General features: G+C 66.0%; 21 protein-coding genes. All 21 read left to right on the top strand.

Features of this window, described 5'->3' with window-relative positions; genetic code table 11:
- Positions 1-14 precede the first annotated feature (14 nt).
- The 21 genes from GOSPT_RS15295 (at position 15) to GOSPT_RS15185 (ending at position 26,348) form a co-directional block, all read left to right on the top strand.
- Positions 15-1,562 carry a carboxyl transferase domain-containing protein gene (locus tag GOSPT_RS15295; protein ID WP_039856216.1) on the top strand — a complete coding sequence of 516 codons (1,548 nt, stop codon included), beginning with the start codon at positions 15-17 and terminating at the stop codon, positions 1,560-1,562.
- Between the two features lie 34 nt (positions 1,563-1,596).
- Complete coding sequence (locus GOSPT_RS15290) at positions 1,597-3,660, top strand: acetyl/propionyl/methylcrotonyl-CoA carboxylase subunit alpha (RefSeq protein WP_039856214.1); 2,064 nt, start codon at positions 1,597-1,599, stop codon at positions 3,658-3,660.
- Positions 3,660-4,805 carry an acyl-CoA dehydrogenase family protein gene (locus tag GOSPT_RS15285; protein WP_005207298.1) on the top strand — a complete coding sequence of 382 codons (1,146 nt, stop codon included), beginning with the start codon at positions 3,660-3,662 and terminating at the stop codon, positions 4,803-4,805. The genes GOSPT_RS15290 and GOSPT_RS15285 overlap by 1 nt, the downstream gene beginning before the upstream one ends.
- Complete coding sequence (locus GOSPT_RS15280; RefSeq protein ID WP_039856200.1) at positions 4,802-5,311, top strand: MaoC family dehydratase; 510 nt, start codon at positions 4,802-4,804, stop codon at positions 5,309-5,311. The genes GOSPT_RS15285 and GOSPT_RS15280 overlap by 4 nt, the downstream gene beginning before the upstream one ends.
- A gap of 50 nt (positions 5,312-5,361) precedes the next feature.
- The gene (locus tag GOSPT_RS15275) at positions 5,362-6,282 is read left to right on the top strand and encodes an HpcH/HpaI aldolase/citrate lyase family protein (protein WP_005207296.1); all 921 of its coding nucleotides are present in this window, start codon (positions 5,362-5,364) and stop codon (positions 6,280-6,282) included.
- A gap of 47 nt (positions 6,283-6,329) precedes the next feature.
- A complete protein-coding gene (locus GOSPT_RS15270) occupies positions 6,330-7,973 on the top strand; it encodes an AMP-binding protein (protein WP_005207295.1) in 1,644 nt (547 codons plus the stop codon).
- Positions 7,973-9,994 carry an acetoacetate--CoA ligase gene (locus GOSPT_RS15265; RefSeq protein WP_039856199.1) on the top strand — a complete coding sequence of 674 codons (2,022 nt, stop codon included), beginning with the start codon at positions 7,973-7,975 and terminating at the stop codon, positions 9,992-9,994. Before GOSPT_RS15270 ends, GOSPT_RS15265 begins: the two co-directional genes overlap by 1 nt.
- A 100-nt stretch (positions 9,995-10,094) precedes the next feature.
- Positions 10,095-11,516 carry a hypothetical protein gene (locus tag GOSPT_RS15260; protein ID WP_005207293.1) on the top strand — a complete coding sequence of 474 codons (1,422 nt, stop codon included), beginning with the start codon at positions 10,095-10,097 and terminating at the stop codon, positions 11,514-11,516.
- Between the two features lie 169 nt (positions 11,517-11,685).
- Complete coding sequence (locus GOSPT_RS15255) at positions 11,686-13,257, top strand: cell division protein PerM (RefSeq protein ID WP_210734388.1); 1,572 nt, start codon at positions 11,686-11,688, stop codon at positions 13,255-13,257.
- 53 nt (positions 13,258-13,310) lie between these two features.
- Complete coding sequence (gene purN / locus GOSPT_RS15250; RefSeq protein ID WP_051993948.1) at positions 13,311-13,892, top strand: phosphoribosylglycinamide formyltransferase; 582 nt, start codon at positions 13,311-13,313, stop codon at positions 13,890-13,892.
- On the top strand, positions 13,889-15,469 hold the full coding sequence (gene purH / locus GOSPT_RS15245) for a bifunctional phosphoribosylaminoimidazolecarboxamide formyltransferase/IMP cyclohydrolase (RefSeq protein WP_005207290.1): 1,581 nt from the start codon (positions 13,889-13,891) through the stop codon (positions 15,467-15,469). Before purN ends, purH begins: the two co-directional genes overlap by 4 nt.
- A gap of 111 nt (positions 15,470-15,580) precedes the next feature.
- Positions 15,581-16,324 (top strand): sulfite exporter TauE/SafE family protein, encoded by a 744-nt coding sequence (locus GOSPT_RS15240; RefSeq protein ID WP_005207289.1) that lies wholly within the window; start codon positions 15,581-15,583, stop codon positions 16,322-16,324.
- A gap of 210 nt (positions 16,325-16,534) precedes the next feature.
- Positions 16,535-17,404: an ABC transporter permease gene (locus GOSPT_RS15235; protein ID WP_005207288.1), complete on the top strand. Its 870-nt coding sequence runs from the start codon at positions 16,535-16,537 to the stop codon at positions 17,402-17,404.
- Positions 17,405-17,410: 6 nt separating this feature from the next.
- Positions 17,411-18,487, top strand: a complete 1,077-nt coding sequence (locus tag GOSPT_RS15230; protein WP_005207287.1) for a taurine ABC transporter substrate-binding protein — start codon at positions 17,411-17,413, stop codon at positions 18,485-18,487.
- A 67-nt stretch (positions 18,488-18,554) separates the two neighbouring features.
- A complete protein-coding gene (locus GOSPT_RS15225; protein ID WP_039856210.1) occupies positions 18,555-19,385 on the top strand; it encodes an ABC transporter ATP-binding protein in 831 nt (276 codons plus the stop codon).
- Between the two features lie 304 nt (positions 19,386-19,689).
- Positions 19,690-20,631 carry a TauD/TfdA dioxygenase family protein gene (locus tag GOSPT_RS15215; protein WP_005207284.1) on the top strand — a complete coding sequence of 314 codons (942 nt, stop codon included), beginning with the start codon at positions 19,690-19,692 and terminating at the stop codon, positions 20,629-20,631.
- Between the two features lie 725 nt (positions 20,632-21,356).
- Positions 21,357-21,755: an ArsR/SmtB family transcription factor gene (locus GOSPT_RS15205; protein ID WP_005207283.1), complete on the top strand. Its 399-nt coding sequence runs from the start codon at positions 21,357-21,359 to the stop codon at positions 21,753-21,755.
- Positions 21,749-22,237, top strand: a complete 489-nt coding sequence (locus GOSPT_RS15200) for an SRPBCC family protein (protein WP_039856209.1) — start codon at positions 21,749-21,751, stop codon at positions 22,235-22,237. Before GOSPT_RS15205 ends, GOSPT_RS15200 begins: the two co-directional genes overlap by 7 nt.
- Before the next feature lies 1 nt (position 22,238).
- Positions 22,239-22,811 carry a maleylpyruvate isomerase family mycothiol-dependent enzyme gene (locus GOSPT_RS15195; RefSeq protein WP_005207281.1) on the top strand — a complete coding sequence of 191 codons (573 nt, stop codon included), beginning with the start codon at positions 22,239-22,241 and terminating at the stop codon, positions 22,809-22,811.
- A gap of 55 nt (positions 22,812-22,866) precedes the next feature.
- The gene (locus GOSPT_RS15190) at positions 22,867-24,312 is read left to right on the top strand and encodes a sigma 54-interacting transcriptional regulator (protein ID WP_005207280.1); all 1,446 of its coding nucleotides are present in this window, start codon (positions 22,867-22,869) and stop codon (positions 24,310-24,312) included.
- 35 nt (positions 24,313-24,347) lie between these two features.
- A complete protein-coding gene (locus GOSPT_RS15185) occupies positions 24,348-26,348 on the top strand; it encodes a vWA domain-containing protein (protein WP_005207279.1) in 2,001 nt (666 codons plus the stop codon).
- The last annotated feature ends 4 nt before the right edge of the window (positions 26,349-26,352 follow it).

The raw sequence follows: 26,352 nt of genomic DNA, 5'->3' as shown, positions 1-26,352 counted from the left end.
CCAGCGGTCGGGCGGTGCACGAGGCCAACGTCGCGACGCTGCGCGAGCGTCTTGCGCGCGTCGCGGTCGGCGGCGGCGAGCGCGCCCGTGAGCGGCACATCTCCCGCGGCAAACTGCTCCCGCGCGATCGCGTCGACGGCCTGCTCGACGTCGGGTCGCCGTTCCTCGAGGTCGGGCCGCTCGCGGCGTTCGGCATGTACGACGACAAGGCGCCGTCGGCCGGTGTGATCGCCGGTGTCGGGCGTGTCGCCGGGCGTGAGTGCATGATCGTCGCCAACGACGCCACGGTGTCGGGCGGCACCTACTACCCGATGACGGTCAAGAAGCACCTGCGTGCGCAGGAGATCGCCGCCGCCAACCGGCTGCCCTGCATCTACCTCGTCGATTCCGGTGGCGCGATGCTCCTGGCGCAGGACGAGGTGTTTCCCGACCGGGAACACTTCGGACGGATCTTCTACAACCAGGCGACGATGAGTGCGGCGGGCATCCCGCAGATCGCGGCGGTGCTGGGATCATCGACGGCAGGCGGCGCCTACGTGCCCGCGATGAGCGACGAGACCGTCATCGTCCGCAATCAGGGCACCATCTTTCTCGCGGGACCCCCGTTGGTGAAGGCCGCGACCGGCGAGGACGTCAGCGCGGAGGACCTCGGCGGCGGTGCCATGCACTCGTCGGTCTCCGGGGTCACCGACCACCTCGTCGACAACGACCAGCAGGCGCTGGCCAAGGTCCGCGAGATCATCGCGACCCTCGGGCCGCGCGAGCAACCGCAGTGGGACACGATCGCCCCGCGTGAACCCGCGCGCAGCCAGACCGACATCTACGACGTCGTGCCCACCGACGCGCGTACCCCGTACGACGTTCGACAGGTCATCGAGATCATCAGCGATGCAGGCGAATTCACCGAGTTCAAGGCGAACTACGGCACGACGCTGGTCACGGCGTTCGCGCACGTGCACGGTCATCCCGTCGGCTTCGTCGCCAACAATGGTGTGCTGTTCAGCGAATCGGCGCTCAAGGGAGCGCACTTCATCGAACTGTGCGACCAGCGTCGAATTCCGTTGGTGTTCCTACAGAACATCACCGGATTCATGGTCGGGCGTGCCTATGAGGAAGGCGGTATCGCCAAAAACGGCGCCAAGATGGTCAATGCCGTTGCGTGCGCACGCGTTCCGAAGTTCACCGTGATGATCGGTGGCTCGTTCGGGGCGGGCAACTACTCGATGTGTGGCCGCGCCTACTCGCCGCGGTTCCTGTGGTCGTGGCCCAACGCGCGCATCTCCGTGATGGGCGGACCACAGGCCGCTGACACCCTTGCGACGGTGCGCCGCAACCAGATCGAACGATCCGGGAAGGAGTGGTCGGCCGACGACGAGGAGGCGTTCAAGACGCCGATCCGCGAGCAGTTCGACGAACAGTCCGACGCGTACTACTCGACGGCGCGCCTGTGGGACGACGGCATCGTCGATCCGGCACACACCCGCACGTTGCTCGGGCTCGCGCTCGAAACCGCCCGTTACGCACCGCTGGCCGATCAGCGCTACGGCGTCTTCCGGATGTGACCGACCGATGCGACACGAGATGGATGAGAACGTCATGACGACACCGACAGCCCGCCCGATCCGCAGCGTGCTCGTGGCCAACCGAGGCGAGATCGCGTGCCGCGTCATCGAGACATTGCGCCGCATGGGGATTCGGAGCATCGCCGTCTACTCCGACGCCGATGCCGACGCTCTGCATGTGCGGATGGCCGACGTGGCAGTACGACTCGGGCCTGCGTCCGCCGCACGCAGCTACCTCGACATCGACGCGGTGGTGCGCGCGGCGCAGCAGACCGGCGCCGATGCGGTGCACCCCGGATACGGATTCCTTTCGGAGAACCAGAAGTTCGCGGCAGCGCTCGACGCCGCGGGGATTGCGTTCATCGGGCCCCCGGCGGATGCGATCGCGACGATGGGCGACAAGATCACCGCGCGCGCCGCCGTCGTCGAACGCGACGTTCCGGTGGTGCCCGGTCTGTCACGGCCGGGGCTGACCGACGAGGATCTGATCGCCGCAGCCCCCGAGATCGGATTCCCGGTCCTGATCAAGCCCAGCGCCGGCGGCGGTGGCAAGGGCATGCACCGCGTCGAGAACGCCGACGAACTCCCGGCGGCGCTGCAACGTGCACGACGAGAGGCCGGATCGGCGTTCGGCGACGACTCGTTGTTCCTCGAGCACTTCGTCGACACCCCACGCCACATCGAGGTGCAGGTCCTTGCCGACCAGTACGGCAACGTGATTCATCTCGGCGAGCGCGAGTGCTCGCTGCAGCGTCGACACCAGAAGGTCATCGAGGAGGCACCCTCGGCGCTTCTCGACGAAGCGACGCGCGCACGTATCGGCGAGGCCGCCTGCGACGCGGCGCGCAGTGTCGGCTACACCGGAGCGGGCACCGTCGAATTCATCGTCTCCGCCAAGCGACCCGACCAGTTCTTCTTCATGGAGATGAACACACGGCTGCAGGTCGAGCATCCTGTCACCGAGCTCGTCACCGGAGTCGACCTCGTCGAGCAGCAGATCCGGGTTGCGCGCGGTGAGAAGCTCGCGCTCACCCAGTCCGACATCGTCTTGTCGGGGCACGCGATCGAGGCGCGGGTGTATGCCGAAGATCCGGCGCGGGGATTCCTGCCGACCGGCGGCACGATCGTGGCGCTCGAAGAGCCGGCCGTGCCGGGTGAGACGTCCGAATACAGCGGCATCCGTGTCGATTCCGCGATGTTCGAGGGCATGGTAGTCGGGAGCGATTACGACCCTATGCTGGCCAAGGTCATCGCATACGGCAGCGACCGCGACGAGGCGATCGAGCGTCTCGACCAGGCTCTCGCGCACACCAGAGTGCTCGGTGTGGTCACCAACATCGACTTCTGCCGCTTCGTGTTGGCGCAGGACCGCGTCCGCGACGCCGAGCTCGACACCGAACTGCTCGACAGGCTCGTCGTCGACTACGCTGCGCCGCAACCGGTTCCGGAAGCGCTGGTGCTCCTGGGTGCTGCCCGCACCGGGTTTCGGCAACCCGGCGACGTCTGGAATACCGAAGTCGGCTGGCGCATCGGTGCACCTGCACCGGTGGTGACCCGCATCGTCGACGGCGACAACAAGCACTGGACGGTCTCGTTCCGTGTCGACGCCGCCACCGACGACACTCTGCGCGGACGCGCGTCGGTCTCCGGCGACGACGTCGACTCCTGGGAAGCCGACGTCGAATACCGTCGAATCGACCAGGGCGGCAACGGTGATCACGTCGACCGCTTGATCGTCGACGGTGTCAGTCAGTCGTGGTCGCACGCGGAGATCGACGGCTCGTGGTGGGTGTCGGGACCAACGGGGTCGTGGACTCTCGAACTCGCCCGACCGATTCTCGACGAGGCCGCAGATGAGAAGGCCGGAGAGATCACCTCGCCCATGCCGGGGACCATCGTTGCCGTGTCGGTCGTCGACGGTGACGATGTCGAGGCAGGGGTACCCGTGCTCGTCGTCGAGGCGATGAAGATGGAGCACACGCTGACAGCCCCGATCACGGGCGTGGTCGCGCTCGCGGCGAAGGTCGGCGACAAGGTCGCGGCGGGCCAAACACTTGCACACGTAACGGATGAGAACTCGATGGAGCAGGCCAACTGATGGAACTGACACAGGACTACACCGACCTGATCGACACCGTGCGCGACTTCGCGCAGTCGGTGGTTGCGCCGGTCGCGGCGAAACACGATGCGGAACACAGCTTTCCGTACGAGGTCGTCTCGCAGATGGGGAAGATGGGACTCTTCGGACTCCCGTTCTCCGAAGAGTACGGCGGCATGGGTGGCGACTACTTCGCGCTGTCGCTCGCGCTCGAGGAACTCGGCAAGGTCGACCAGTCGGTGGCGATCACGCTCGAGGCCGGTGTGTCGCTCGGGGCGATGCCGATCTACAAGTTCGGTACCGAGGAGCAGAAGCAGCGCTACCTGCCCGACCTGACTTCCGGTGTCGCGCTGGCCGGATTCGGGCTCACCGAGCCGGGAGCCGGCTCGGATGCAGGAGCCACCGCCACAACGGCGCGCGACGACGGCGACACGTGGATCATCAACGGCGCCAAGCAGTTCATCACCAACTCCGGTACCGACATCACGTCGCTGGTGACGGTGACCGCGGTGACCGGCGTCAAAGACAATGGGCGCAAGGAGATCTCGACCATCATCGTGCCGTCGGACACGGTCGGGTTCACCGCTGAACCCGCGTACAACAAGGTCGGCTGGAACGCGTCGGACACCCACCCGCTGACCTTCACCGACGCGCGGGTACCGACCGAGAATCTCCTGGGCGAGCGTGGCCGCGGATACGCCAACTTCCTGTCCATCCTCGACGAGGGGCGCATCGCCATCGCGGCACTCGCGACGGGTGTGGCGCAGGGATGTGTTGACGAGAGCGTGAAGTACGCCAAGGAGCGGCAGTCCTTCGGGCAGCCGATCGGCAACTACCAATCGGTCTCGTTCGCCATCGCCCGAATGGAGGCGCGAGCACACGTAGCCCGCACTGCGTACTACGACGCCGCAGCGAAGATGTTGGCGGGCAAGCCGTTCAAGAAGGAAGCGTCGATCGCCAAGATGATCGCCAGTGAAGCCGCGATGGACAACGCGCGGATGGCGACACAGATCCACGGCGGTTACGGGTTCATGAATGAGTATCCCGTGGCCCGCCATTACCGGGACTCGAAGATCCTCGAGATCGGGGAGGGCACCACCGAGGTGCAACTCATGCTGATCGCACGCGAACTGGGGTTCTCATGAGTGATGGCACGCAATCGCCCACATCGACGGCTCGCAGGGTGATACAACGCGGGTTGTGGTTCGAGGAGTTCGACGAGGGCACGGTGTACGAGCATCGGCCGGGTCGGACCGTGACCGAGGCCGACAACGTGCTGTTCACCACGTTGACCATGAACACGCAGGCACTGCATCTCGACGCCGCGTGGTCGGCTCAGCAGCCCGGCTTCGGCGGTCAGCGACTCATCAATTCAATGTTCACGCTGTCGACGATCGTCGGATTGTCGGTGTCGCAACTGACACAGGGGACGCTCGTCGCGAACCTCGGTTTCAGCGAGGTCTCCTTTCCCGCACCGTTGTTCGCGGGCGACACGCTGTACGCGGAGACGGAGTGCACTGGCATCCGCGAGTCCCGGTCGCGTCCCGGCGAAGGGGTGGTCAACCTGCTTCACGTCGGTCGCAATCAGGACGGGGTGGTTGTCGCCCGAGCCGCGAGGGCCACACTGGTACGGAAGCGACCCGACGACTGACGCCGCCGGAGACAACTCCGCCGACGTCTGAACGAACAGGAGTGAGAATCGTGACCACCGGCCCGATCGTGCCGCCCAATCAGTTCGGTATTTCCAGCCAGATCGGCAGTGAACCACAGATGTTGGTCAACGCCTGGCTGCCCTCGGGTCCGGCGATGCTGTTCTGTCCGGCCGACCGTCCCGACCGCTACCAGAAGGCACTCGAGCGAGCCGACGTCGTCATCCTCGACCTCGAGGACGCGGTCGCACCGGAGAATCGCGTGGCAGCACGGGAAGCGTTGGTCGCCAACCCGATCGACCCGGACCGAACCGTCGTGCGTATCAACCCGGCGGGTACCGGTGACTATCGGCGCGACCTCGCGGCATTGAGCGACACCAACTATCGGGTGGTCATGCAGGCGAAGGCCGAGACCGCAGCGTCGGTCATCGAGACGGCGTTCCAGACCATCGCACTCATCGAGACACCGCTCGGCGTGGTGAACGTCAACGAGATAGCTCAGGCCGTCAACTGCATCGGATTGATGTGGGGTGCAGAGGATCTCGTGGCCGGTCTGGGCGGCAAGTCGAGCAGATTCGGTCAGGCTGAGCCGGGGGCGGGCACCTATCGCGACGTTGCCCGCTACGCACGTGCGATGGTGCGGATCTCCTCGGCGGCCGCGGGGATCTTCGCCGTCGACTCGGTACACATCGACATCCCCGACACCGACGGCCTCGCAGCAGAGGTCCGCGACGCCGTCGCACTCGGGTATGCCGCGACAGCATGCATTCACCCCTCACAGGTGGAGATCATCCGTGCCGGATACAGCCCGGATGCCGACGAGATCGATTGGGCCAAGCAGGTTCTCGAAAAGTCGGAGGAGTATCACGGTGGCGTCTTCAGCCTCGACGGGCAGATGATCGACGGCCCCGTGCTTCGTCAGGCCGAGGCTGTGCTGGCGCGTGCCGCCGCAGCCGAAAACCTCGACACGTAAATGACCGCATGATCAGGATATGAGTCCACGAGAAGAGAGTGATCCGAATGGCCGAGCAGAAGGTCGAATTGGCCTATGCCCGTGGTGAAGACAACCCGCCGCTGCTGACGGAGACGATCGGGCAGACGCTCGCGCGCACCACCGAGGCGTACGGGGAGAACCTCGCCCTCGTCGACGCTCCCAGCGGACGAACCTGGACGTATCGAGAGTTCCGTGCCGAGGTACTCGCGCTCGCCGCGGGACTGCTCCGGCACGGCGTTCAGGCGGGCGATCGGGTGGGCCTGTGGGCGCCGAACCGACCCGAATGGGTGATGGTGCAGTACGCGACCGCCGAGATCGGTGCCATCCTGGTCAATCTCAACCCCGCCTACCGGCAGAACGAGCTCGACTATGCGCTCACCCAGTCGGGCACCAGCGTCGTGCTCGCCGCCGAGCGGTACAAGGACTCCGACTATCGGGGCATGCTCGACGCCGCCCGGCCCGCGGCGTCGGAACTGCGTGAGGTGATCCTCTTCGAGACGCCCGAGTGGGACGAACTGCTCACCTGGCCGTCGGACGATGAGTTGTCCGCGGTGGCGCAACGCGCGGCGACGCTGCGGTCGGACGATCCGATCAACATCCAATACACTTCGGGTACAACGGGTTTCCCGAAGGGTGCGACACTCACGCACGCCAACATCAGCAACAACGGTTACCTCGTCGGCGAACTACTCGCCTACACCGACGCCGACCGCATCTGCATCCCGGTGCCGTTCTATCACTGCTTCGGCATGGTGATGGGCAACCTTGCCGCGACGAGTCATGGTGCGGCCATGGTCATTCCGTCGCCGACCTTCGATCCGGAAGCCGCATTGCGGGCCGTCGTCGACTATCGCTGCACGAGCCTCTACGGTGTGCCGACGATGTTCATCGCCGAGCTGGCGCTCCTCGATCACGTCGAGCCGGGCCAGTACGATCTGTCGAGTCTGCGGACAGGGATCATGGCGGGTTCGCCGTGCCCCGAACACGTGATGCGGCAGGTGGTCGATCGCATGCACATGGGCGAGGTCTCGATCTGCTACGGGATGACGGAGACGTCGCCGGTGTCGTGTCAGACGAGAGTCGACGATCCGCTGGAACTGCGGGTCGGCACCGTCGGGCGGGTGGGGCCGCATCTGGAGATCAAGGTGATCGACCCCATCACGGGAGAGACACTGCCGCGCGGTGAGACCGGCGAATTCTGTACTCGCGGTTACAGCGTGATGAGCGGGTACTGGAACGAACCCGAGAAGACCGCGGAGGCGCTCGATGCCGACGGTTGGATGCACACCGGCGACCTGGCCGTCATGGACCCGAACTCGTACGCGCGAATCACGGGGCGCATCAAGGACATGGTGATCCGCGGGGGAGAGAACATCTACCCGCGCGAGATCGAAGAGTTCCTCTACACCCACCCCGACATCCTCGACGCGCAGGTGATCGGCGTGCCCGACGAGCGTTACGGCGAAGAACTCATGGCGTGGATTCAGTTGCGCGACGGCGTCGCCGACCTCACCGCCGACGACGTGCGCGAGTTCGCGACCGGAAAGATCGCGCGCCACAAGATCCCGAGATACGTCCACGTGGTCAAGGAATTCCCGATGACCGTGACCGGCAAGGTACGCAAGGTGGCGATGCGCGCGGAGTCCGTCGACCTTCTCGGGTTGGCGTGATGACCGACCCCGGATCTTCGGGCCGAGGCGAAACAACAACGCGCATGGACGATTTCGCGCGAGAGGTCGCCGAGCGCCACGGCGTCGACACGTCGTCGTACGCGACGCTGTGGGCCTGGTCGGTGGACAGTCCTGCGCAGTTCTGGCGCGCGGTGTGGGACTTCTTCGACCTCGACGCCGTTGCCGGTCCGCTCGCCGAAGGCGCCGCCGCCGTCCTCGCGTCGACGGACATGCCAGGCGCGCAATGGTTTCCCGACGTCACCCTGAACTACGTCGATCAGGTCTTCCGGCACGCCGACGATCCCGACGCCGCCGCGCGGACCGCGATCGTCGGAGTCGACGAGAGCGGCACGCGTGTGTCGCTGACGTGGGCACAGTTGCGCGAGCAGTCGCTGGCGTTCGCGCGCACGCTGCGCGGGCTCGGGGTCGGTGTCGGCGATGTGGTCGCCGCCTACCTGCCCGACATTCCCGAGGCGTTGGTGGCGTTCCTCGGCACCGCCGCGGTCGGCGCGATCTGGTCGGGTTGCGGACAGGACTACGCGCCGTCGGGTGCCGCGGGCCGACTCGCCCAACTCGAGCCCAAGGTGCTGGTGACCGCCGACGGCTACCGATACAACGGCAAGGACATCGACAAGACGGCCGACAGCGCCGAACTGGCAGGCCTTCTCGAAGGGCTGGGCTCCCACATCGTCGTCGGAGATCCGTCGCGACAGCCTGCCCGCGGAATCGAAATTCTGAGCTACGAGAGCGCCATTGCGTCGAATTCGCAGGCGCAGTCCGACGTTCCCGACGCCGACATCCCGGTGCGGGTCGGGTTCGATCATCCGCTGTGGGTGCTCTTCAGTTCGGGAACAACGGGGCGTCCCAAGGGAATCGTGCACGGGCACGGCGGCGTCGTCGTCGAACATCTGAAAGCCGCCGGCCTGCATGCCGATCTGTCGCGTGATGACGTCTTCTTCTGGCACACCGCGCTGAGTTGGATGATGTGGAACTTCCGGGCCGCGGGATTGCTGGTGGGCGCTGAGATCGTCTGTTACAGCGGCTCACCGCTCTACCCCGACGCCGATCGGCTCTGGGCACTCGTCGCCGACGAAGGTGTCACCTACTTCGGCACCAGTCCCGGACAGTTGCAGGCGAGCCGCAAGGCAGGCCTGCAACCGGGCCGCGACCACGACCTGGCGGCGCTACGGGGGATCGGGAGCACCGGTTCGGCGTTGTCGGCCGATCTGTTCGACTGGATCGACGAGAACGTACGCCCCGGGATTCCGGTGTCGTCGATCAGTGGCGGCACCGACGTGGTGACCGCGTTCGCAGGCGGTTCGTCGGGTCAGCCGGTCGTGCCCGGTGAGCTCTCGGTGCGTTACCTCGGTGTGGCGCTTGCCAGCTGGGCTCCCGACACCACGCCGCTGATCGGTGAGGTCGGCGAGATGGTCGTCACCGCACCGATGCCCTCGATGCCGGTGGGCTTCTGGAACGACCCGGACGGTGCTCGTTATCGTGCGGCGTACTTTGCGCACGAATGGTCGGGCACCGACTCCGATTCGGAACCGGTATGGCGACACGGCGATTGGGTCACGGTCACCGATCGGGGTTCGCTCATCATCCACGGCCGCAGCGATGCGACGCTCAACAAGCAGGGTGTGCGCATGGGATCGGCCGACATCTACGAGGTCGTCGAAAGCCTCCCGGAGGTCGCGGAGGCGTTCGTACTCGGCGTCGACGGACCCGACGGCAAGTACTGGATGCCCCTGTTTGTGACCCTGATGCCCGGCGCCACGCTCGACGACGATCTGCGCTCGATGATCGCCTCGTCGATCCGCACACGATTGTCGCCACGGCATGTGCCCGACGAGGCGATCGAGGCGCCAGGCATCCCGCACACCCGCACGGGTAAGAAGCTCGAGGTGCCGGTGACCGCGATCCTCGCGGGCCGCACCGGCGTCGACGTCGACCCCCGGTCGATCGACGATCCGGGCCTCATCGACTGGTACGCAGCACGTGGTCGCGAACATCAGTGGTGAGGGATCCGTCTCACACCGATGTACTAGCGTGGTCGGGGAACTGCCGTGCCACGTGTCTGTGCGGGCGCGGCCCGCACGCTTCGACCAGGAGATATGACGTATGAGCTATCAGCCGGGGGGCTCCGGTTTCGGCGCCTCCGACTCGGGCCAGGGTTATGGACAACAGGCCGGACAACAAGCCGGATATCCGCAGGCCGGGAGCGGGCAGCGCGGCTCTGAGCAGCAGGGATCATCCCAGCAAGGGCCGTCCCAACAGGGATCGTCCCCGCAGGGCTACGGACAGCAGGCTGCCGGTCAGTACGGCTACGGACAGACTGGCGGCTACGGCCAGCAGGCTGCCGGGGGATACGGACAGACCCAGGGTTACGGCCAACAGAGCTATGGGCAGCAGGGCTACGGCCAGCAGGAGTACGGACAATCGGGATATCCCCAGTCCGGGTACTCGCAGCCGGGATACGGTCAGGCCGATTACAACCAGTACGGGCAGGGGCAGTACGGCTACGGTGCCACGCCGAAGCCTGTGAGCCAGGGACTTCCGGCGAACACCTCGCTGTTCCTCGCCATCGCGCTGAGCGTGCTCGCTGTGCTGAACCTGTTCGTCGGTTTCTGGAGCTACGGGTCGGGACTGTCGCTCGGGGTCATCGTGATCGCGCTGTCGCTGCTCGCCGCGTTGTTCCCGAGCAAGGTCGCCGTCAACGCGCTCGTTCCGGTCTTGGCCGCATTGACCGGCGCCGACGCGATCACGCGGATCTACTCGCTCATCCACACCTCGTTGACAGACGTATCGAACTACGCGAACTACGGCGTGACGGCTCCCTCATCGTCGTGGGAAGACTACGTGCAGATGGTTATCTCGTTGTTGATCGCGGGCCTCGCCATCTTCTGGCTGCTCATCGTGCTCGGAGCGGTCAAACTCGCACCGGCGCCGGGCGCTGACACAACCACCGGGTCGGTTCCCGCGGGTTCGACCGTGAGCGCCGTCGAACAGACGACCGTCGTGGCCGAGACGACTCCCGCCACACAGGCATACGGGCAGGCGACGGCGACCGGCTATGGCGACGCACGGGCATCGGGCAAGGCGCAGGCACCTGTCGCCTCCACGCCCGCTGCCGCTGGTTCCGCTACACCGAGCCCCTCCGCCGCGGGTTACGGACAGTCGGCCTACACCTACGGCCAGTCGCCGTCTCATCAGGCGGGAGACTCGGCTGCGTACGGTGCGGGCGCCGCGTCGGCTCAGGAATCACCGCAGTCATCGTCTTACTCGCCCTATTCGGCCTCGTCGTACTCGCAGGCTCAGCCGTCGTCGAGTCCCGCCTCGCACTCGAGTGGGTACCCGAGCGGTCCGGCCGCGTCGGAATCGACGGGAGCCGGCTCCACAGGAGCCGGCTCCACGGGGGCAGCGTCGAGGGGCGCGGCGCCGCAGGCGTCGTCACCGTCGGCCGAGAGTGGATACGGGGACCGCACCACGGCGTTCCACCGGCCCGAAGATCAGTCGGGTAAGGGCAGTTCGTCGTCGACCTGATGCCCGGCCGGCATCCCGGCAGTGAATCGCCGGGCAGCTGAGAACCAACGCGAACAACTAACTACATGTAGGGCCCCGCCACGTTGCGGGGCCCTACACGTATGCCGTGAGTGTTATCTCTCGGCGCGTCTCCAACTCAACTGCAGTCACTCGTGTCACGCTCGTAACGATGTCGTCGATCAGGTCTGTGCCCAGAGAGAGTCTTTCCGCGCGTCTGCGTCAGGTGCGGCGGACGACCCGCGCGCAGCGCCTCGGCACCGAGGGCAGCGCGCGGGAGTTGATCCTCGTCGCATTCGGGGTGCCGGTCCTCACGCTGATGGTCCTCGTGGTCTGTGTACTCGCCGTACTCCTCATGTCCGGCGGAGATATCTCGGGCATCGCGAACGTGATCTCGGCGTGCTGGTTGGCCATCCACCAGGTGCCGATGACGATGAACGGCGTCACGCTCAGCGTGCTTCCGATGCTGCCGACGCTGCTCGTCGCGGCGGGGACTGCCGGATTCGCATCGTCGGCGAGCCGCGTCGGGCGGTCGGCGTCTGAGCTCGCGGCGATCGTGGCGGCCGCGATCGGTGGACCGCTGGTGATCACCGCGATGGCGTTGGCCGTGCTCATGGACGGATCGTCGGATACACCTGTTGCCGCCCCGAATGCGTTGTCGGCCTTCGGTTGCACGATCGCTCTGCACGGGCTGGCGACAGCCGCAGGTGTTGCCTGGCGACGTCGTCGCGACCTGGCGGCACTGACCTCGGTGACCGCACCCGACCGTCGAGGATTTCGCTTCGGTCTGCTTGCCGCGGTCGCGCTCCTCGCTGCCGGGTCGGTTCTCGTTCTCGTACGACTGCTGCTGAGCTTTTCCGACGTCGGGCACGTCATCAGCGGCGGCTACCGCTTCGACGGCTACCTGGGACTGACCGTGCTGTCGATCCTCTACCTTCCCAACGTGATCGTGGGCGCGACGGCTGTTCTCGTTGGCGCCAACGTCCACGTCGGGGCGATGTCGGTGGACCTTCTGTCGGTACGTAGCGGGCCGATGCCGCCCGTGCCGCTACTCGCAGCGCTCCCCGATGCCGATTACGGCACGCTCGGCGTCGTCGGATTCGTTGTCCCCGCTGCCGTCGCCGGCTACGTGGGTTGGCGATGCCGATCACTCGACCCGATCGCGCACGTCCGCGCTGTAGGCGTGGCCGGAGCGGTTGCGGCGTCGATCGTCGTGCTCCTCGCATGGCCCGCAGGCGGCCAACTCGGCGAGATCGGCGCGACGGGCATCAACGTCGCAGCGGCGGGAGTGTTCACGCTCGGTTGGATTGTCGTCGTCGGACTCATCGTCGCGCTCATCTACGGGTGCCTGCCATCGACTCGGCGCGCCAGGCTGCAGGCGGAGTCCGGCGCCGAGGATGCCGACGACCTCGACACCTGGCTCGACGACTCCGGATACGACGACGACTACGTCGCCGACTCCCGCGAAGAATACGACTCCTGGGACGAGGACGACTCCTATTACGGCGGCGCCAGTGATGACGTGGAGTTCGACGACGCCGCGGAGTTCGAGGAGGGCAGCGATCTCAGCGACAGCGACGACGACGGCGTCGGCTCCGACAGCGGTGCAGTCGATGATGATGCCCGTTTCGACGGCGATACCGGGTTTGACGATGACGGCACCGACGTCGATCCGATCAGCGCCGGGGACGCAACGACTCGCTCACAGGGCGCGAAAAGCGATCCACTAGGCTCGCAGATGTGAACAGAACCCCCGTAGACGCTGCCGGTAACCCGGTACGCGTCCCGATCGTCGTGATGGCGTCGGGTACGGGAACACTGCTCGAGTCACTCATCGACCGCGCCGACGGCCCCGACTCCGCCTTCGAGGTGACGGCAGTCGTCGTCGACCGTGATTGTCGCGCAGCGTCGATCGCGCAACGCCACGAGATTCCCGTCGTCGTATGTCGTGTCTCCGACCACGCCGACCGTGCCCGCTGGGACGAGGCGCTGGCCGAGCAGGTGGCAGCGGTAGCGCCCGCGTGGGTGGTGACCGCAGGTTTCATGAAGATCCTCGGCCCGGCGTTCCTGTCGCGTTTCGGTGGTCGCATCGTGAACTCTCACCCGGCGTTGTTGCCGTCGTTTCCCGGCGCGCACGGCGTCGCCGACGCTCTCGCGCACGGCGTCAAGGTGACCGGCGCGACGATCCACCTCGTCGACGACGGCGTCGACACCGGTCCGATTCTCGCGCAGGCGCCGGTGATGATCTCACCGAGCGACACCGAGGAGACCCTGCACGAACGCATCAAGTCGGTCGAGCGATTCCTGCTCGCCGACGTTGTGGCGAAACTCGTCACCCGAGGAGTTGTCATCGACGGACGAAAGGCCCGGATTCCGTGAACGCAGCCACCCCCGCAGACACAGGTCGACGCCCCATCAAGCGCGCGTTGGTCAGTGTGTACGACAAGACCGACCTCGCCGATCTCGCGTCGTCGTTGCACGAGGCGGGCGTCGAACTGGTCTCGACCGGGTCGACTGCGAAAACCATTGCGGCAGCTGGAATTCCGGTGACCGAGGTGTCGGAGCTCACCGGATTCCCGGAATGCCTCGACGGTCGGGTCAAGACGCTCCACCCCAAGGTGCATGCGGGCATCCTCGCCGACAGTCGCAAGGAGTCGCACGTCGCTCAGCTCGACGAGTTGGGAGTCGCCCCTTTCGATCTCGTCGTGGTCAACCTGTACCCGTTCACCGAGACCGTCGCGTCTGGTGCGACGCCCGACGAGTGCATCGAGCAGATCGACATCGGCGGACCGTCGATGGTGCGCGGCGCGGCCAAGAACCATCCCAGCGTTGCCGTCGTCGTCGATCCGATGGACTACGAGCAGGTCTCCGCTGCCGTCGCCGAGGGTGGATTCACGCTCACACAGCGACGTGAGTTGGCCGCCAAGGCATTTCGCCACACCGCTGACTATGACGTCGCTGTTGCCTCCTGGATGTCGCAGGAGGTTGCGCCCGCGACTGACGGATCGAAGTTCCCCGAGTGGACCGGATTCACCTGGAAGCGTTCCGACGTGCTGCGCTATGGCGAGAACCCTCACCAGGCCGCGGCGCTCTACCTATCCACCGCTGCTCCCGAGGGCCTCGCGTCGGCAGAACAGTTGCACGGCAAGGAGATGAGCTACAACAACTACACCGACTCCGACGCCGCCTGGCGTAGCGCCCATGACTTCGACGCACCCGCCGTCGCAATCATCAAGCACGCCAACCCCTGTGGCATCGCCATTGGTGAGACGATCGGGGAAGCGCACCGCCTCGCCCATGCGTGCGACCCCGTCAGCGCCTACGGCGGCGTGATCGCGGCCAACCGTGAGATCACGGTCGAGATGGCCGAGCAGGTCGCCGAGATCTTCACCGAGGTGATCATCGCTCCGGGCTTCGCCGACGGCGCGCTCTCGGTGTTGCAGCGCAAGAAGAACATTCGCATCCTTCGCGCCACCCCGCCGGTGCGCGCAGGACTCGAGTTCCGTCCGGTGTCCGGCGGCCTGCTCATGCAGGATCGCGACATCCTCGACGCCGAGGGCGACAACCCGGACAACTGGACACTCGTCGCAGGACCCCCGGCCGATCCCGACACCCTCGCCGATCTCGAATTCGCCTGGCGCGCATGCCGCTCGGTGAAGTCGAACGCCATTCTGCTCGCCAAGGACGGCGCCTCTGTCGGCGTCGGTATGGGGCAGGTCAACCGGGTCGACTCGGCGCACCTCGCCGTCACCCGCGCAGGCGAGCGGGCCAGTGGCAGCGTCGGAGCGTCGGACGCCTTCTTCCCGTTCCCCGACGGTCTGCAGGTGCTGATCAACGGTGGGGTATCGGCGGTTGTGCAGCCCGGCGGGTCGATCCGCGACAAAGAGGTCATCGAGGCCGCCGCAGAGGCCGGCATCACCCTGTACCTCACCGGTGCACGGCATTTCGCGCACTGACCTGATCTCGTCGACTGTGCGCTCCGTCGGGCCGGCTGGGCGTCGCGTACTGCCGACTGGGCGCTCTGTCGTGTCGACTGGGCGCTCTGTCGGGCAGAGTGGGCGTGACCGATGAGCGTGCTCGACCTCGCGCTGCTGTTCGTCGCGGGGTTCGGTGCCGGGCTGATCGGATACGTCACCGGCTTGGCGTCGGTGGTCAGCTATCCCGCGCTCCTGGCAGTGGGACTCAGCCCGATCGCGGCGAACGTCACCAACACGGTGTCGCTCGTCGCGGTGGGGGCGGGGAGTCTCGGCCAGTCCGGCAAGGTACTGCTCGCGGGTGATCGTCGGCCGCTGTACGCCGGTGTGGTCGCGTCGCTGATCGGCGGCACGATCGGCGCGATCATTCTCTTGATCACGCCCCCCGATAGCTTCAAGGTGATCGTGCCGTACCTCGTCGGGTTTGCGGCGATCGCTCTGCTCGTTCAGCCACAGCTTCGACGACTCGCCTCACGCCACGCCGACCGTCCGTGGCTCTTCGTCGTCGGACTCGGCCTGATCTCCATCTACGGCGGCTACTTCGGCGCTGGCGCGGGCATTGTGCTCCTCGCGCTGACTCTCGTCGTGACGAGCGAACCACTCTGGCGCGCAACGCTGTTGAAGTCTCTGTTTCTCGGCGTCGCCAATCTTGTTGCGGCCGTGGGGTTCATCATCTGGGGTCCGGTTCACTGGCCGGCGGCGATTGCCATGGCGATCGGCTGTCTGATCGGCGGCTGGTGCGGTCCACCTGTGGTCAAACGACTGCCCGCCGGGCCCCTCCGCATCGCGGTGGGACTCGGCGGGCTCGGTCTTGCTGTGTGGCTGGCGTTCAGCTGATTGCTGCTGACGTCTACTCGGAGCGGCCGGCCGCAGGTGTAGGTCCGTACCCGCCGTCGAGTCGAAATCCCTTGCGCGGACGTATGCTTGGCGTACATAATCGTCGACGTCCCTAAAGAATCGACGACCCATGGCGCCAATCCGGTGGGCCTTTTTCTCACGCTGAGGAAAAGGATGGTCGCGCGCTGCCCGGACCGGTACACATAGCCGGTGACTTTGTTCGTCGACATCACGCCCGAGGAGCAGCAGGGCGGACAACCAGGGGTCGAGAAGACCTCGACCGGCAGCAGACTTCGTTCTGCTGCACTCCAGTTCGGGCTTCCGGTGCTCTCGGTGGTTCTGTTCCTCGCCGTCTACCAAGCCGTCGCCGTCAGCGGCGTCTGGAGCGAGACGTTCGTACCTCGCCTCGGTACTGTCTGGCACGCCTTCGTCGAAATGTCGACGACGCACAACGGCGTCGTCGGATATGCCGGTTATTACTGGTGGGAACACCTGTACATGACGCTGCGTCGTGTCTTCGTCGGTGTCGTGATCGGCGTCGCCGCGGGTGTGGTCCTGGGGCTGATCATGGGGTCGATCCCGTGGGTCCGACGACTTCTCGAGCCGTGGCTGACATTCCTGCGCGCACTGCCTCCGCTGGCGTACTTCTTCCTCCTGGTCATCTGGCTGGGAATCGACGAGGCGCCGAAGATCACGCTTCTCGCGTTGGCCGCTCTTCCCCCGGCAGCGGTGGCGACCACCACGGCCGTCAGCGCCACTCCGGTCTCGCTGATCGAGGCTGCACGCGCCCTGGGGGCAAGCAGGCGTGAGGTGATCTCCGACGTCGTGATCCCGGCCGCGCTACCCGAAACATTCACGGGCATCAGGCTTTCGGTCGGCATCGCCTATTCGTCGGTGGTCGCGGCCGAGCTCTTCAACGGCATTCCCGGCATCGGTGGCGTCGTCAAAGATGCCAGCAACTACAACAACACTCCCGTCGTGCTGGTCGGCATCGTCCTCATCGGACTGTCGGGTCTCATCATCGACGGAATACTTCGGATAATCGAGCACCGCCTGGTGCCGTGGCGTGGAAAGGCCTGAACAACAATGACATTCCTGACATCGAGCGCGTCTCGTCGATCGCGGTTGCGTTCGCTCGGGGTCACCGTCGGTGCTCTCGTCGCCTCGGCCGCGGTTGTACTCACCGGTTGCTCGGTCGACAAGTCGTCCGGAGACAGCGACAAACCGACGATTCGCCTTGCCTACCAGTCCTTCCCGAGCGGCGACTTGATCGTGAAGAACAACAAGTGGCTCGAGGACGCGCTGCCGAAGTACAACATCAAGTGGACCAAGTTCGATTCGGGTGCCGACATCAACACGGCGTTCGTCGCGAAGCAGATCGACTTCGGCGCAATCGGTTCGAGCCCCGTGGCGCGTGGACTCTCCGCGCCGTTGAACATTGCCTACCAGGTCGCGTTCATCCTCGACGTCGCGGGCGACAATGAAGCTCTGGTGGCGCGCAACGGAACTGGGATCAACTCGATCGCCGACCTCAAGGGCAAGCGGGTGGCCACGGCGTTCGCATCGACCTCGCACTACAGTCTGCTCGCCGCTCTCAACCACGCCGGCGTGAACCCGAAAGACGTCAACCTGATCGACCTGCAGCCGCAGGCATCGCTGGCCGCGTGGCAGCGCGGAGACGTCGATGCCGTCTACACCTGGCTGCCGACGCTCGACGAGTTGCGCAAGTCCGGCAAGACCATCGTGACCAGCCGTGAGGTGGCCACCTGGGGCAAGCCGACGCTCGACCTCGGCGTCGTGTCGTCGGACTTCGCGAAGGATCACCCCGACGTCGTCGACACCTGGCGCAAGGCCGAAGCACGCGCGCTCAAGCAGATCCACGACGATCCGCAGGCTGCGGCCAAGGCTATTGCCGCACAGTTGAACACGACGCCCGAGGACGCGGCCAACCAGCTCAAGCAGGGCATCTACCTGACTGACGCCGAGCTGACCTCGCCGCAGTGGCTCGGCACCGAGGGCAAGCCGGGCAACGTCGCCGACAACCTGCACAGCGCCGCGGAATTCCTTGCGGAACAACAGCAGATCCCGTCGGCGCCTCCGCTGTCGACGTTCCAGAATGCGATCTACACCAAGGGGCTTCCGGGTGTCCTCACCGCACAGTGATACCAAGACCGATAGCGGCAGCAAGGTCGACGCCGAGAAGGCCGATGCTCAGAAGGCCGACGCGACGGTGACCGACAGCCAAGCGGCGTCGAGTCCCGCTGCGGCGCAGGGTGAAGGCAGCATCAGCCTGCGCGGCGTGACGCAGCGGTACGGCAAGGGCACCGACGCCGTGACCGCCGTCGGGCCGGTCGACCTCGAGGTCGACCCCGGTGAAGTACTCGTGCTCGTCGGGCCGTCGGGCTGTGGCAAGTCGACGCTCCTGAGGCTGATCGCCGGATTCGAGGACCCCGCGTCGGGCGTCGTAGAGGTCTCCGGACGAAAGCCGGTGCCCGGCAGCTCGTCTGGCGTGGTGTTTCAGCAGCCGAGGCTGTTTCCGTGGCGCACCGTCGGAGGCAACGTCGACCTCGCGTTGAAGTACGCAGGCGTCCCGCGTTCGGATCGGCCGGCACGTCGGGAGGAACTGCTCGCGCGAGTGGGATTGTCCGACACGGCGAATCGTCGAATCTGGGAGATCTCGGGTGGTCAGCAGCAGCGCGTCGCCATCGCGCGTGCGTTGGCAGGCGACACGTCGTTGCTCCTGCTCGACGAGCCGTTCGCGGCTCTCGACGCACTGACTCGAGAGACGCTTCAGGAGGATGTTCGCACTGTGAGTGCGGAGCTGGGTCGCACGAATGTCTTTGTGACGCACAGTGCGGAGGAGGCCGCGTTCCTCGGATCGCGGATCGTGGTGTTGACCAGCCGTCCCGGTCGGGTGGCGCTCGACATCTCGTCGCCGATTCCGCGTACCGGTGTCAGCGCCGACGACATCAGGGACTCCGCCGAGTACACCGTCCTACGCACCGAGATCGCGAGCGCGGTCAAGAGTGCGGCGCGCGGCGAATCCACGGGGAAGAAGTGAGTGTCGGGGTTTTTATCGCGCTGCGGTAAACCCTGTTCGGTCTGCTCGTCGGTGACTAAACAGGTGATGTGAGCACAACCTCCCACCTCATCGCACCCGCCGGCACGCTTCGCGCTGCCGATCGGTGTCGTGTGTGGGACTCTGTTGTCGACGGTGGGTCGGCGCGGACCACGGCCTTTCAGGAGCAGCAGGGGTACGCGCAGATGATTCACCGGATGACATGGGCAGACGGCAGCCACCACGGCTCGCCGCCGGTCTCTCTCGGACTCGCAACCACTTAACGACTCCCCGAGAAGGACCCACCATGACCATTTCACTTCCTGAATCCTCACGTACCGGCGCGCAAGCCCCGCTTGATTCGACGCCTATTGATCCGACGGCAACGGTCGCGTCGGGTGTCGAGTTCGACATCGACGAATTCGGCCCACGATTCGGCGCCGAAATCCGCGGCGTCGACGTCGCCTCGGCCTCCGACGACGAGATCCGCGCCATCCGGGCCGCGCTGATCGAGTACAAGGTGATCGTGCTGCGCGACCAACAGCTCGACGACGCATCGCACGTCGAATTCGGCCGTCGCATAGGCGATCTCACCGCGGGACACCCCGTGTGGAACAGCGGCGACGTGCCCGCCGAGGTGTACTCGCTCGACAGCACCGACAACGGTTTCGCCGACGTCTGGCACACCGACGTCACGTTCATGCCCCGACCGCCAATGGGCTCGATCCTGCGCCCGGTTGTGTTGCCGCGCAACGGAGGCGACACGAACTGGGCCGACGCGGAGCTCGCATACGAGTCGCTGTCGGCTCCGGTGCAGCGCCTCGTCGAAGATCTTTCTGCCGTGCACGACGGTAACCGGGAGTTCGGCTACTACCTGAAGCAGCGTCGTGGCGGTCGCGGAAACGTCTGGGACGGAAAGGAAGTCACCGAGTTGGTTCCGGTGACCCACCCCGTCGTGCGAGTGCATCCGGAGACCGGGCGCAAATCGCTGTTCGTCAACCCGGGCTTCACGTCGCACATCGAGGGCGTGTCCGACGCCGAGAGCCGCGGCATTCTGGATCTGCTCTACGCGCACCTGACGAAGCCGGAACACATTGTGCGACACCGCTGGCGCCTCGGCGACCTGGTGCTGTGGGACAACCGCAATACCCTGCACTATGCGAACCGCGACTACGGCGACAACCGCCGAGTGATGCACCGCATCACGCTCCGCGGCGACGAGCCGCTTGGCCCGTCGGCCGCTGGTTGAGCCGGCGCGAGCGTAGCGAGGATCCGGGTCAGTTCGACCAGCGGGCTGGGGCCGTGTTCCGCTGGTTGAGCGGGCGTGAGCGTAGCGAGGATCCGGGTCAGTTCGACTAGCGGGGTGGCTGGGCTCGTCTTCCGCTGGTTGAGCGGGCGCGAGCGCAGCGAGCACCCGAGTCGAAACCACTTTGGCGGATTCAGCTCGAGCAGCGGGCCGGGCCCGTCTTCCGCTGGTTGAGCGGGCGCGAGCGCAGCGAGCACCCGAGTCGAAACCACTTTGGCTGGGCAGCTCGGCCAGCGGGGTGGTCTCGACAAGCTCGACCAGCGGGTGGTCTCGACAAGCTCGACCAGCGGGTGGTCTCGACAAGCTCGACCAGCGACGGGTGCGCTCGACCGGCGACGCGTCCAGCTCGACCAGCGGGTGGTCTCGACAAGCTCGACCAGCGGGTGGTCTCGACAAGCTCGACCAGCGATGGGTGCGCTCGATCGGCGGGTGGTCTCGACAAGCTCGACCAGCGATGGTGCGCTCGGCCAGCGGGTTCGGCTCGACCAGCGGGTTCAGCTCGACCAGCGACAAGTGCGCTCGACCAGCGACGGGTGCGTTCGGCCAGCGGGTGGTCTCGACAAGCTCGACCAGCGACAAGTGCGGCGCGCGGAGTATTCAACCAAAGGGTTGACAATCCAATGGCCCCGTCGCACACTCGTATTCAACCAAACGGTTGAGGAGGACGAGTGGCAGACGAGCTGTCCAGAGTATTCGCCGCGCTGGCAGACCCGACCCGGCGTGACATGGTCGCGCGGCTCGCGGTCGGTGACGCGACGGTCGGTCAGCTCGCCGAGCCCTATGACGTCAGCATCCAGGCGGTCTCGAAGCATCTGAAAGTGCTCGAAGACGCAGGCCTGGTGACCCGCACCCGGGAGGCGCAGACCCGTCCTGTCCATCTGGAAGCCGAGGTGTTCGACCTCATGACCAAGTGGATCGAGCGGTATCGCCGCGCGGCAGAGGATCGCTATCAGCGTCTCGACGCCGTACTGGCAGAGATGAACGACGTACAGATGAACGACGCACAGATGAGCGACGCGGTTCGCCGCGGCGACGAGACACCGACGAAGAAGGGCAAGGCATCATGAGCACGCAGACGCGCTATCCGGAAGCCACCATCGAGGCCGACAAGGAGGTGCCGATAATCCGCATCACACGCGACTTCCGTGGCACCCCAGCCCAATTGATGAAGGCACACACCGATCCCGAGCTCTTCGTGCGCTGGGTGGGGCCGGACTCGATCAGTAGCAGGATCGTCGAGTGGGACGTCCGCAACGGTGGGAGTTGGCGCTATGTGTCATCGCGCGACGACGACGAATTCGCCTTCCGCGGTTGCTTCCACACGGTGTCCGACGACACGATCGTGCAGACCTTCACCTGGGAGGGCATGCCCGATCAGGTGGCGCTCGAGACGCTGCACTTCGAGGACCTCGGCGATGGCACCACGCGCCTGCACGCCCAATCCCTTTGCGACAGTTTCGAAGCCCGCGATGGCTGGTTGTCGTCGGGCATGGAGGTCGGGGTCAACGAGGGCTACGCCAAGCTCGACGGCCTGCTCGGAGAACTCTGACATGACGACGTCGCTCACCGAGCTCACCCCGGCCGACCGGCATCGCATCGTCGCGAACGGATTCGCCGAAGAGGTTGCAGCAGTAGAAGACTGGGATGCTCCGACGCCCATCGATGGATGGGTGGCGCGCGACGTCGTCGCTCATCTCGTCGACTGGTTCGCGGGCTTCCTCGCCGCCGGGGGAGTGCAGCTACCCGACGGCCCGACAGTCGCCGACGACCCACTCGCCGCCTGGCAGGCGCGCAGCGCGGCGATCGGGGAATTGCTCGACGGCCCGTCGTCGGACTCGGCTTTCGCGCACCCGATGGTCGGTGAACATCGCCTCGCCGACGCGGTCGATCAGTTCTATACGGCCGACGTCTTCATGCACACGTGGGATCTCGCGGCGGCGGGAGGTCGCGCCCCCGACCTCGACCCCGTGTTCGCGCAACGACTGCTCGACGGCATGACCGGTATCGAGGAGCTGCTGCGATCCTCAGGTCAGTACGGACCGGCGGTGCCCGTCGACGACGACGCCGATCCGGTCACGCGGCTCGTCGGATTCATCGGTCGCGATCCCGCCTGGCGTCCTTGAGTCCAGCGGCGAACGCAGTCGTGAACCCGGCGCCCGCGACGTCGACGGGAGTACCGTGGAGAAGGTGCCAGAGGAGAACTTCACCACATCCAACTCCCAAACCACCGAAAGTCGCCCACCCTCACCAAGAACCGTCGGTGAGCTGCGTGCCAGCGGCCATGTGCAGCGCAGTGTGCGTGACGAGATCCGCCACAATCTGCTCACCGCGCTTCGCGAGGGCGACGACCCGTGGCCGGGAATCGTCGGGTTCGAGGCAACGGTCATCCCGCAGCTCGAGCGTGCGCTGATCGCAGGCCACGACGTGGTCATGCTCGGCGAACGCGGTCAGGGCAAAACGCGCATTCTGCGCACATTGGTCGGCTTGCTCGACGAGTGGACGCCGGTCATCGAGGGCTCTGAACTCGGCGAGCATCCGTACGAGCCGATCACGCCCGCGTCGGTTCGACGTGCGGCCGCACTTCTCGACGAGCTCCCGATCGAGTGGCGTCACCGTAGCCAGCGCTACAGCGAGAAGCTCGCGACACCCGACACCTCCGTTGCAGACCTCGTCGGCGACATCGACCCCATGAAGGTGGCCGAGGGGCGCAGCCTCGGCGATCCGGAGACCATTCACTTCGGACTCATTCCACGTGCGCACCGCGGCATCGTCGCCATCAACGAGCTGCCCGACCTTGCCGAACGCATCCAGGTCTCCATGCTCAACGTGATGGAGGAGCGCGACATTCAGGTGCGCGGCTACACGCTGCGGCTTCCGCTCGACGTGCTGGTCATGGCGAGCGCGAACCCCGAGGACTACACCAACCGCGGCCGCATCATCACACCACTCAAAGACCGCTTCGGCGCCGAGATCCGGACGCATTACCCACTAGAACTCGACGACGAGATCTCCGTCATCGAGCAGGAAGCCGACCTCACGGCGACGGTTCCGACGTTCATCACCGAGATCCTCGCCCGCTTCACCCGCTACGCGCGTGACCATCCGTCGATCGATCAGCGGTCGGGCGTCTCGGCGAGGTTCTCGATCGCGGCCGCAGAGACCGTCGCCGCCGCAGCGTTGCATCGCGCCACCGTGACCGGGGAGGACGTGCCCGTTGCGCGCGTCGTCGACCTCGAATCGGTGATTGAGGTGCTGCGCGGCAAGATCGAGTTCGAGTCGGGTGAGGAGGGGCGCGAGCTCGAGATCCTCGAGCACCTGCTCCGCAAATCCGTCGCTGACACCGTGCGCGCACACCTCGGCGGCATCGACATGGCGCCGCTCGTCGACGCCCTGGAGAACGGAGAGCCCGTCGTCACCGGCGACAGGGTCACGGCGTCGGACTTCTTGGCGTCGATCCCCTCACCCGAGACGACGGCCGGTGTCCTCGACGGCATCGCCGAGCGTCTCGACGCCGAGGCCGACGGTGAGCGTGCGAGCGCACTCGAATTGGCGCTCGAGGGACTATTTCTGGCCCGTCGCATCGGCAAGGAAGCCGACGACGAGGGGCAGACCATCTACGGCTGATCTCGGCCGTACGACATCGGGCTGGACGTATACACATGGCTCAGAAGAACTTTCACCGTTCGCGCTATCAGCGGTACACCGGTGGCCCCGACCCGCTTGCGCCGCCGGTCGATCTCCGCGAAGCGCTCGAGGAGATCGGCGACGACGTGATGGCGGGGGCGTCGCCGCAGCGCGCGTTGCGCGAATTCCTGCGGCGCGGGACTCAGGACATGCGCGGGCTGGACAAGCTGCGCGAAGAGGTCAACCGTCGGCGGCAGGAGCTGTTGAAGCAACGGAACCTCGACGGAACGTTCAATGAGATCCGCGAGCTCCTCGACCGCGCGGTACTCGAGGAGCGCAAGCAACTCGCACGCGACCTCGACGACGACGCGCGTTTCGCCGAGATGCAGATCGGGAGTTTGCCGCCGTCGACCGCCCAGGCCGTCGAGGAACTGTCGGAGTACAACTGGCGGAGTCCTCAGGCGCGCGAGGACTTCGAGAAGATCAAGGATCTGCTCGGGCGAGAACTGCTCGACCAGCGTTTCGCGGGAATGAAAGAAGCGCTCGAGGGTGCCACCGATCAGGACCGTGAGGCCATCTCCGAGATGCTCACCGACCTCAACAAGCTTCTCGACGCACACAATCGCGGCGAGGACACCGCTGAGCAATTCGACGACTTCATGCGCAATCACGGCGAGTACTTCCCCGAAAACCCGCGCAACACAGAAGAACTCATCGACTCGCTCGCGCAACGTGCCGCCGCGGCACAGCAGTTCTACAACTCGCTCACGCCCGAACAGCGAGCAGAGCTCGATCAGCTCGCGCAGCAGGCGTTCGGGTCACCCGACCTGATGAATCAACTCGCGCAAATGGATTCGGCGCTGCGCGAGGCCAGGCCCGGCCTCGATTGGGATGGCGGCGAGTCGTTCTCGGGCGATCAGCAGATGGGACTGGGGCAGGGTGCGGCGGCGCTGCGCGACATCTCCGAACTCGACGCGCTCTCCGAGCAACTCTCGCAGCAGTACGCTGGCGCGCGCATGGACGACATCGACCTCGACGCCCTCGCACGACAACTCGGCGACCAGGCGGCGGTCGACGCCCGAACACTCGCCGAGCTCGAGAAGGCGTTGACCGAGCAGGGATTCTTCGACCGCACGTCTGACGGGACTCTGCGGCTGAGCCCCAAGGCGATGAGGCAGTTGGGGCAGACCATCTTTCGTGACATCGCCGACCAGATGTCGGGGCGTCGGGGTGACCGACAGACCCGCAAATCAGGATTGCTCGGCGAGCCTACCGGGGCGACGCGCGAGTGGGAGTTCGGCGACACCGACCCGTGGGATGTCACGAGAACTGTCTCGAATGCGGTGTTGCGCACCATCTCCGAGAGTTCCGATCCCGTGAACGCGCCGTCGGCGATGGCTCGCGACGGTGTGCACATTTCGGTCCGCGACGTCGAGGTCGCCGACACCGAGGCGCGGACACAGGCCGCGGTGGTGCTGCTGGTCGACACGTCGTTCTCAATGGAGATGGAGGGTCGCTGGACGCCGATGAAGCGGACCGCGATCGCGCTGAATCACTTGATCTCCACCAGGTTTCGGAGCGACGAACTCGAAGTGATCGCGTTTGGACGATATGCCCGCAGCATCGACATCGCCGAACTCACCGGGCTGCAGCCACGGATGGAACAGGGAACCAACCTGCACCACGCACTGTTGCTCGCACAGCGGCACCTGCGGAGATTTCCCAACGCGCAGCCGGTGGTCCTCGTCGTCACCGACGGCGAGCCCACCGCGCACCTCGACCCGAGCGGCGAGCCGTTCTTCTTCTATCCGCCGCACCCGCAGACCATCGCGCTCACCGTGCGCGAACTCGACCACGTCGCACGGATGGGTGCGCAGGTCACGTTCTTCCGGCTGGGCGAGGACCCCGGCCTCGCGCACTTCATGGACCAGATCGCCCGCAGGATCGGCGGTCGCGTGGTGGCCCCAGACGTCGACGGACTCGGCGCCGCGGTGGTTGGAGACTACCTGCGGTCACGGCGTCCGCGCCGCGGCTGATCGG

The organism is Gordonia sputi NBRC 100414 (assembly GCF_000248055.1).
Taxonomy (GTDB): Bacteria; Actinomycetota; Actinomycetes; order Mycobacteriales; family Mycobacteriaceae; genus Gordonia; species Gordonia sputi.
The sequence above is the reverse complement of the archived record's forward strand: the minus strand, read 5'-3'. Positions and strand labels throughout refer to the sequence as shown.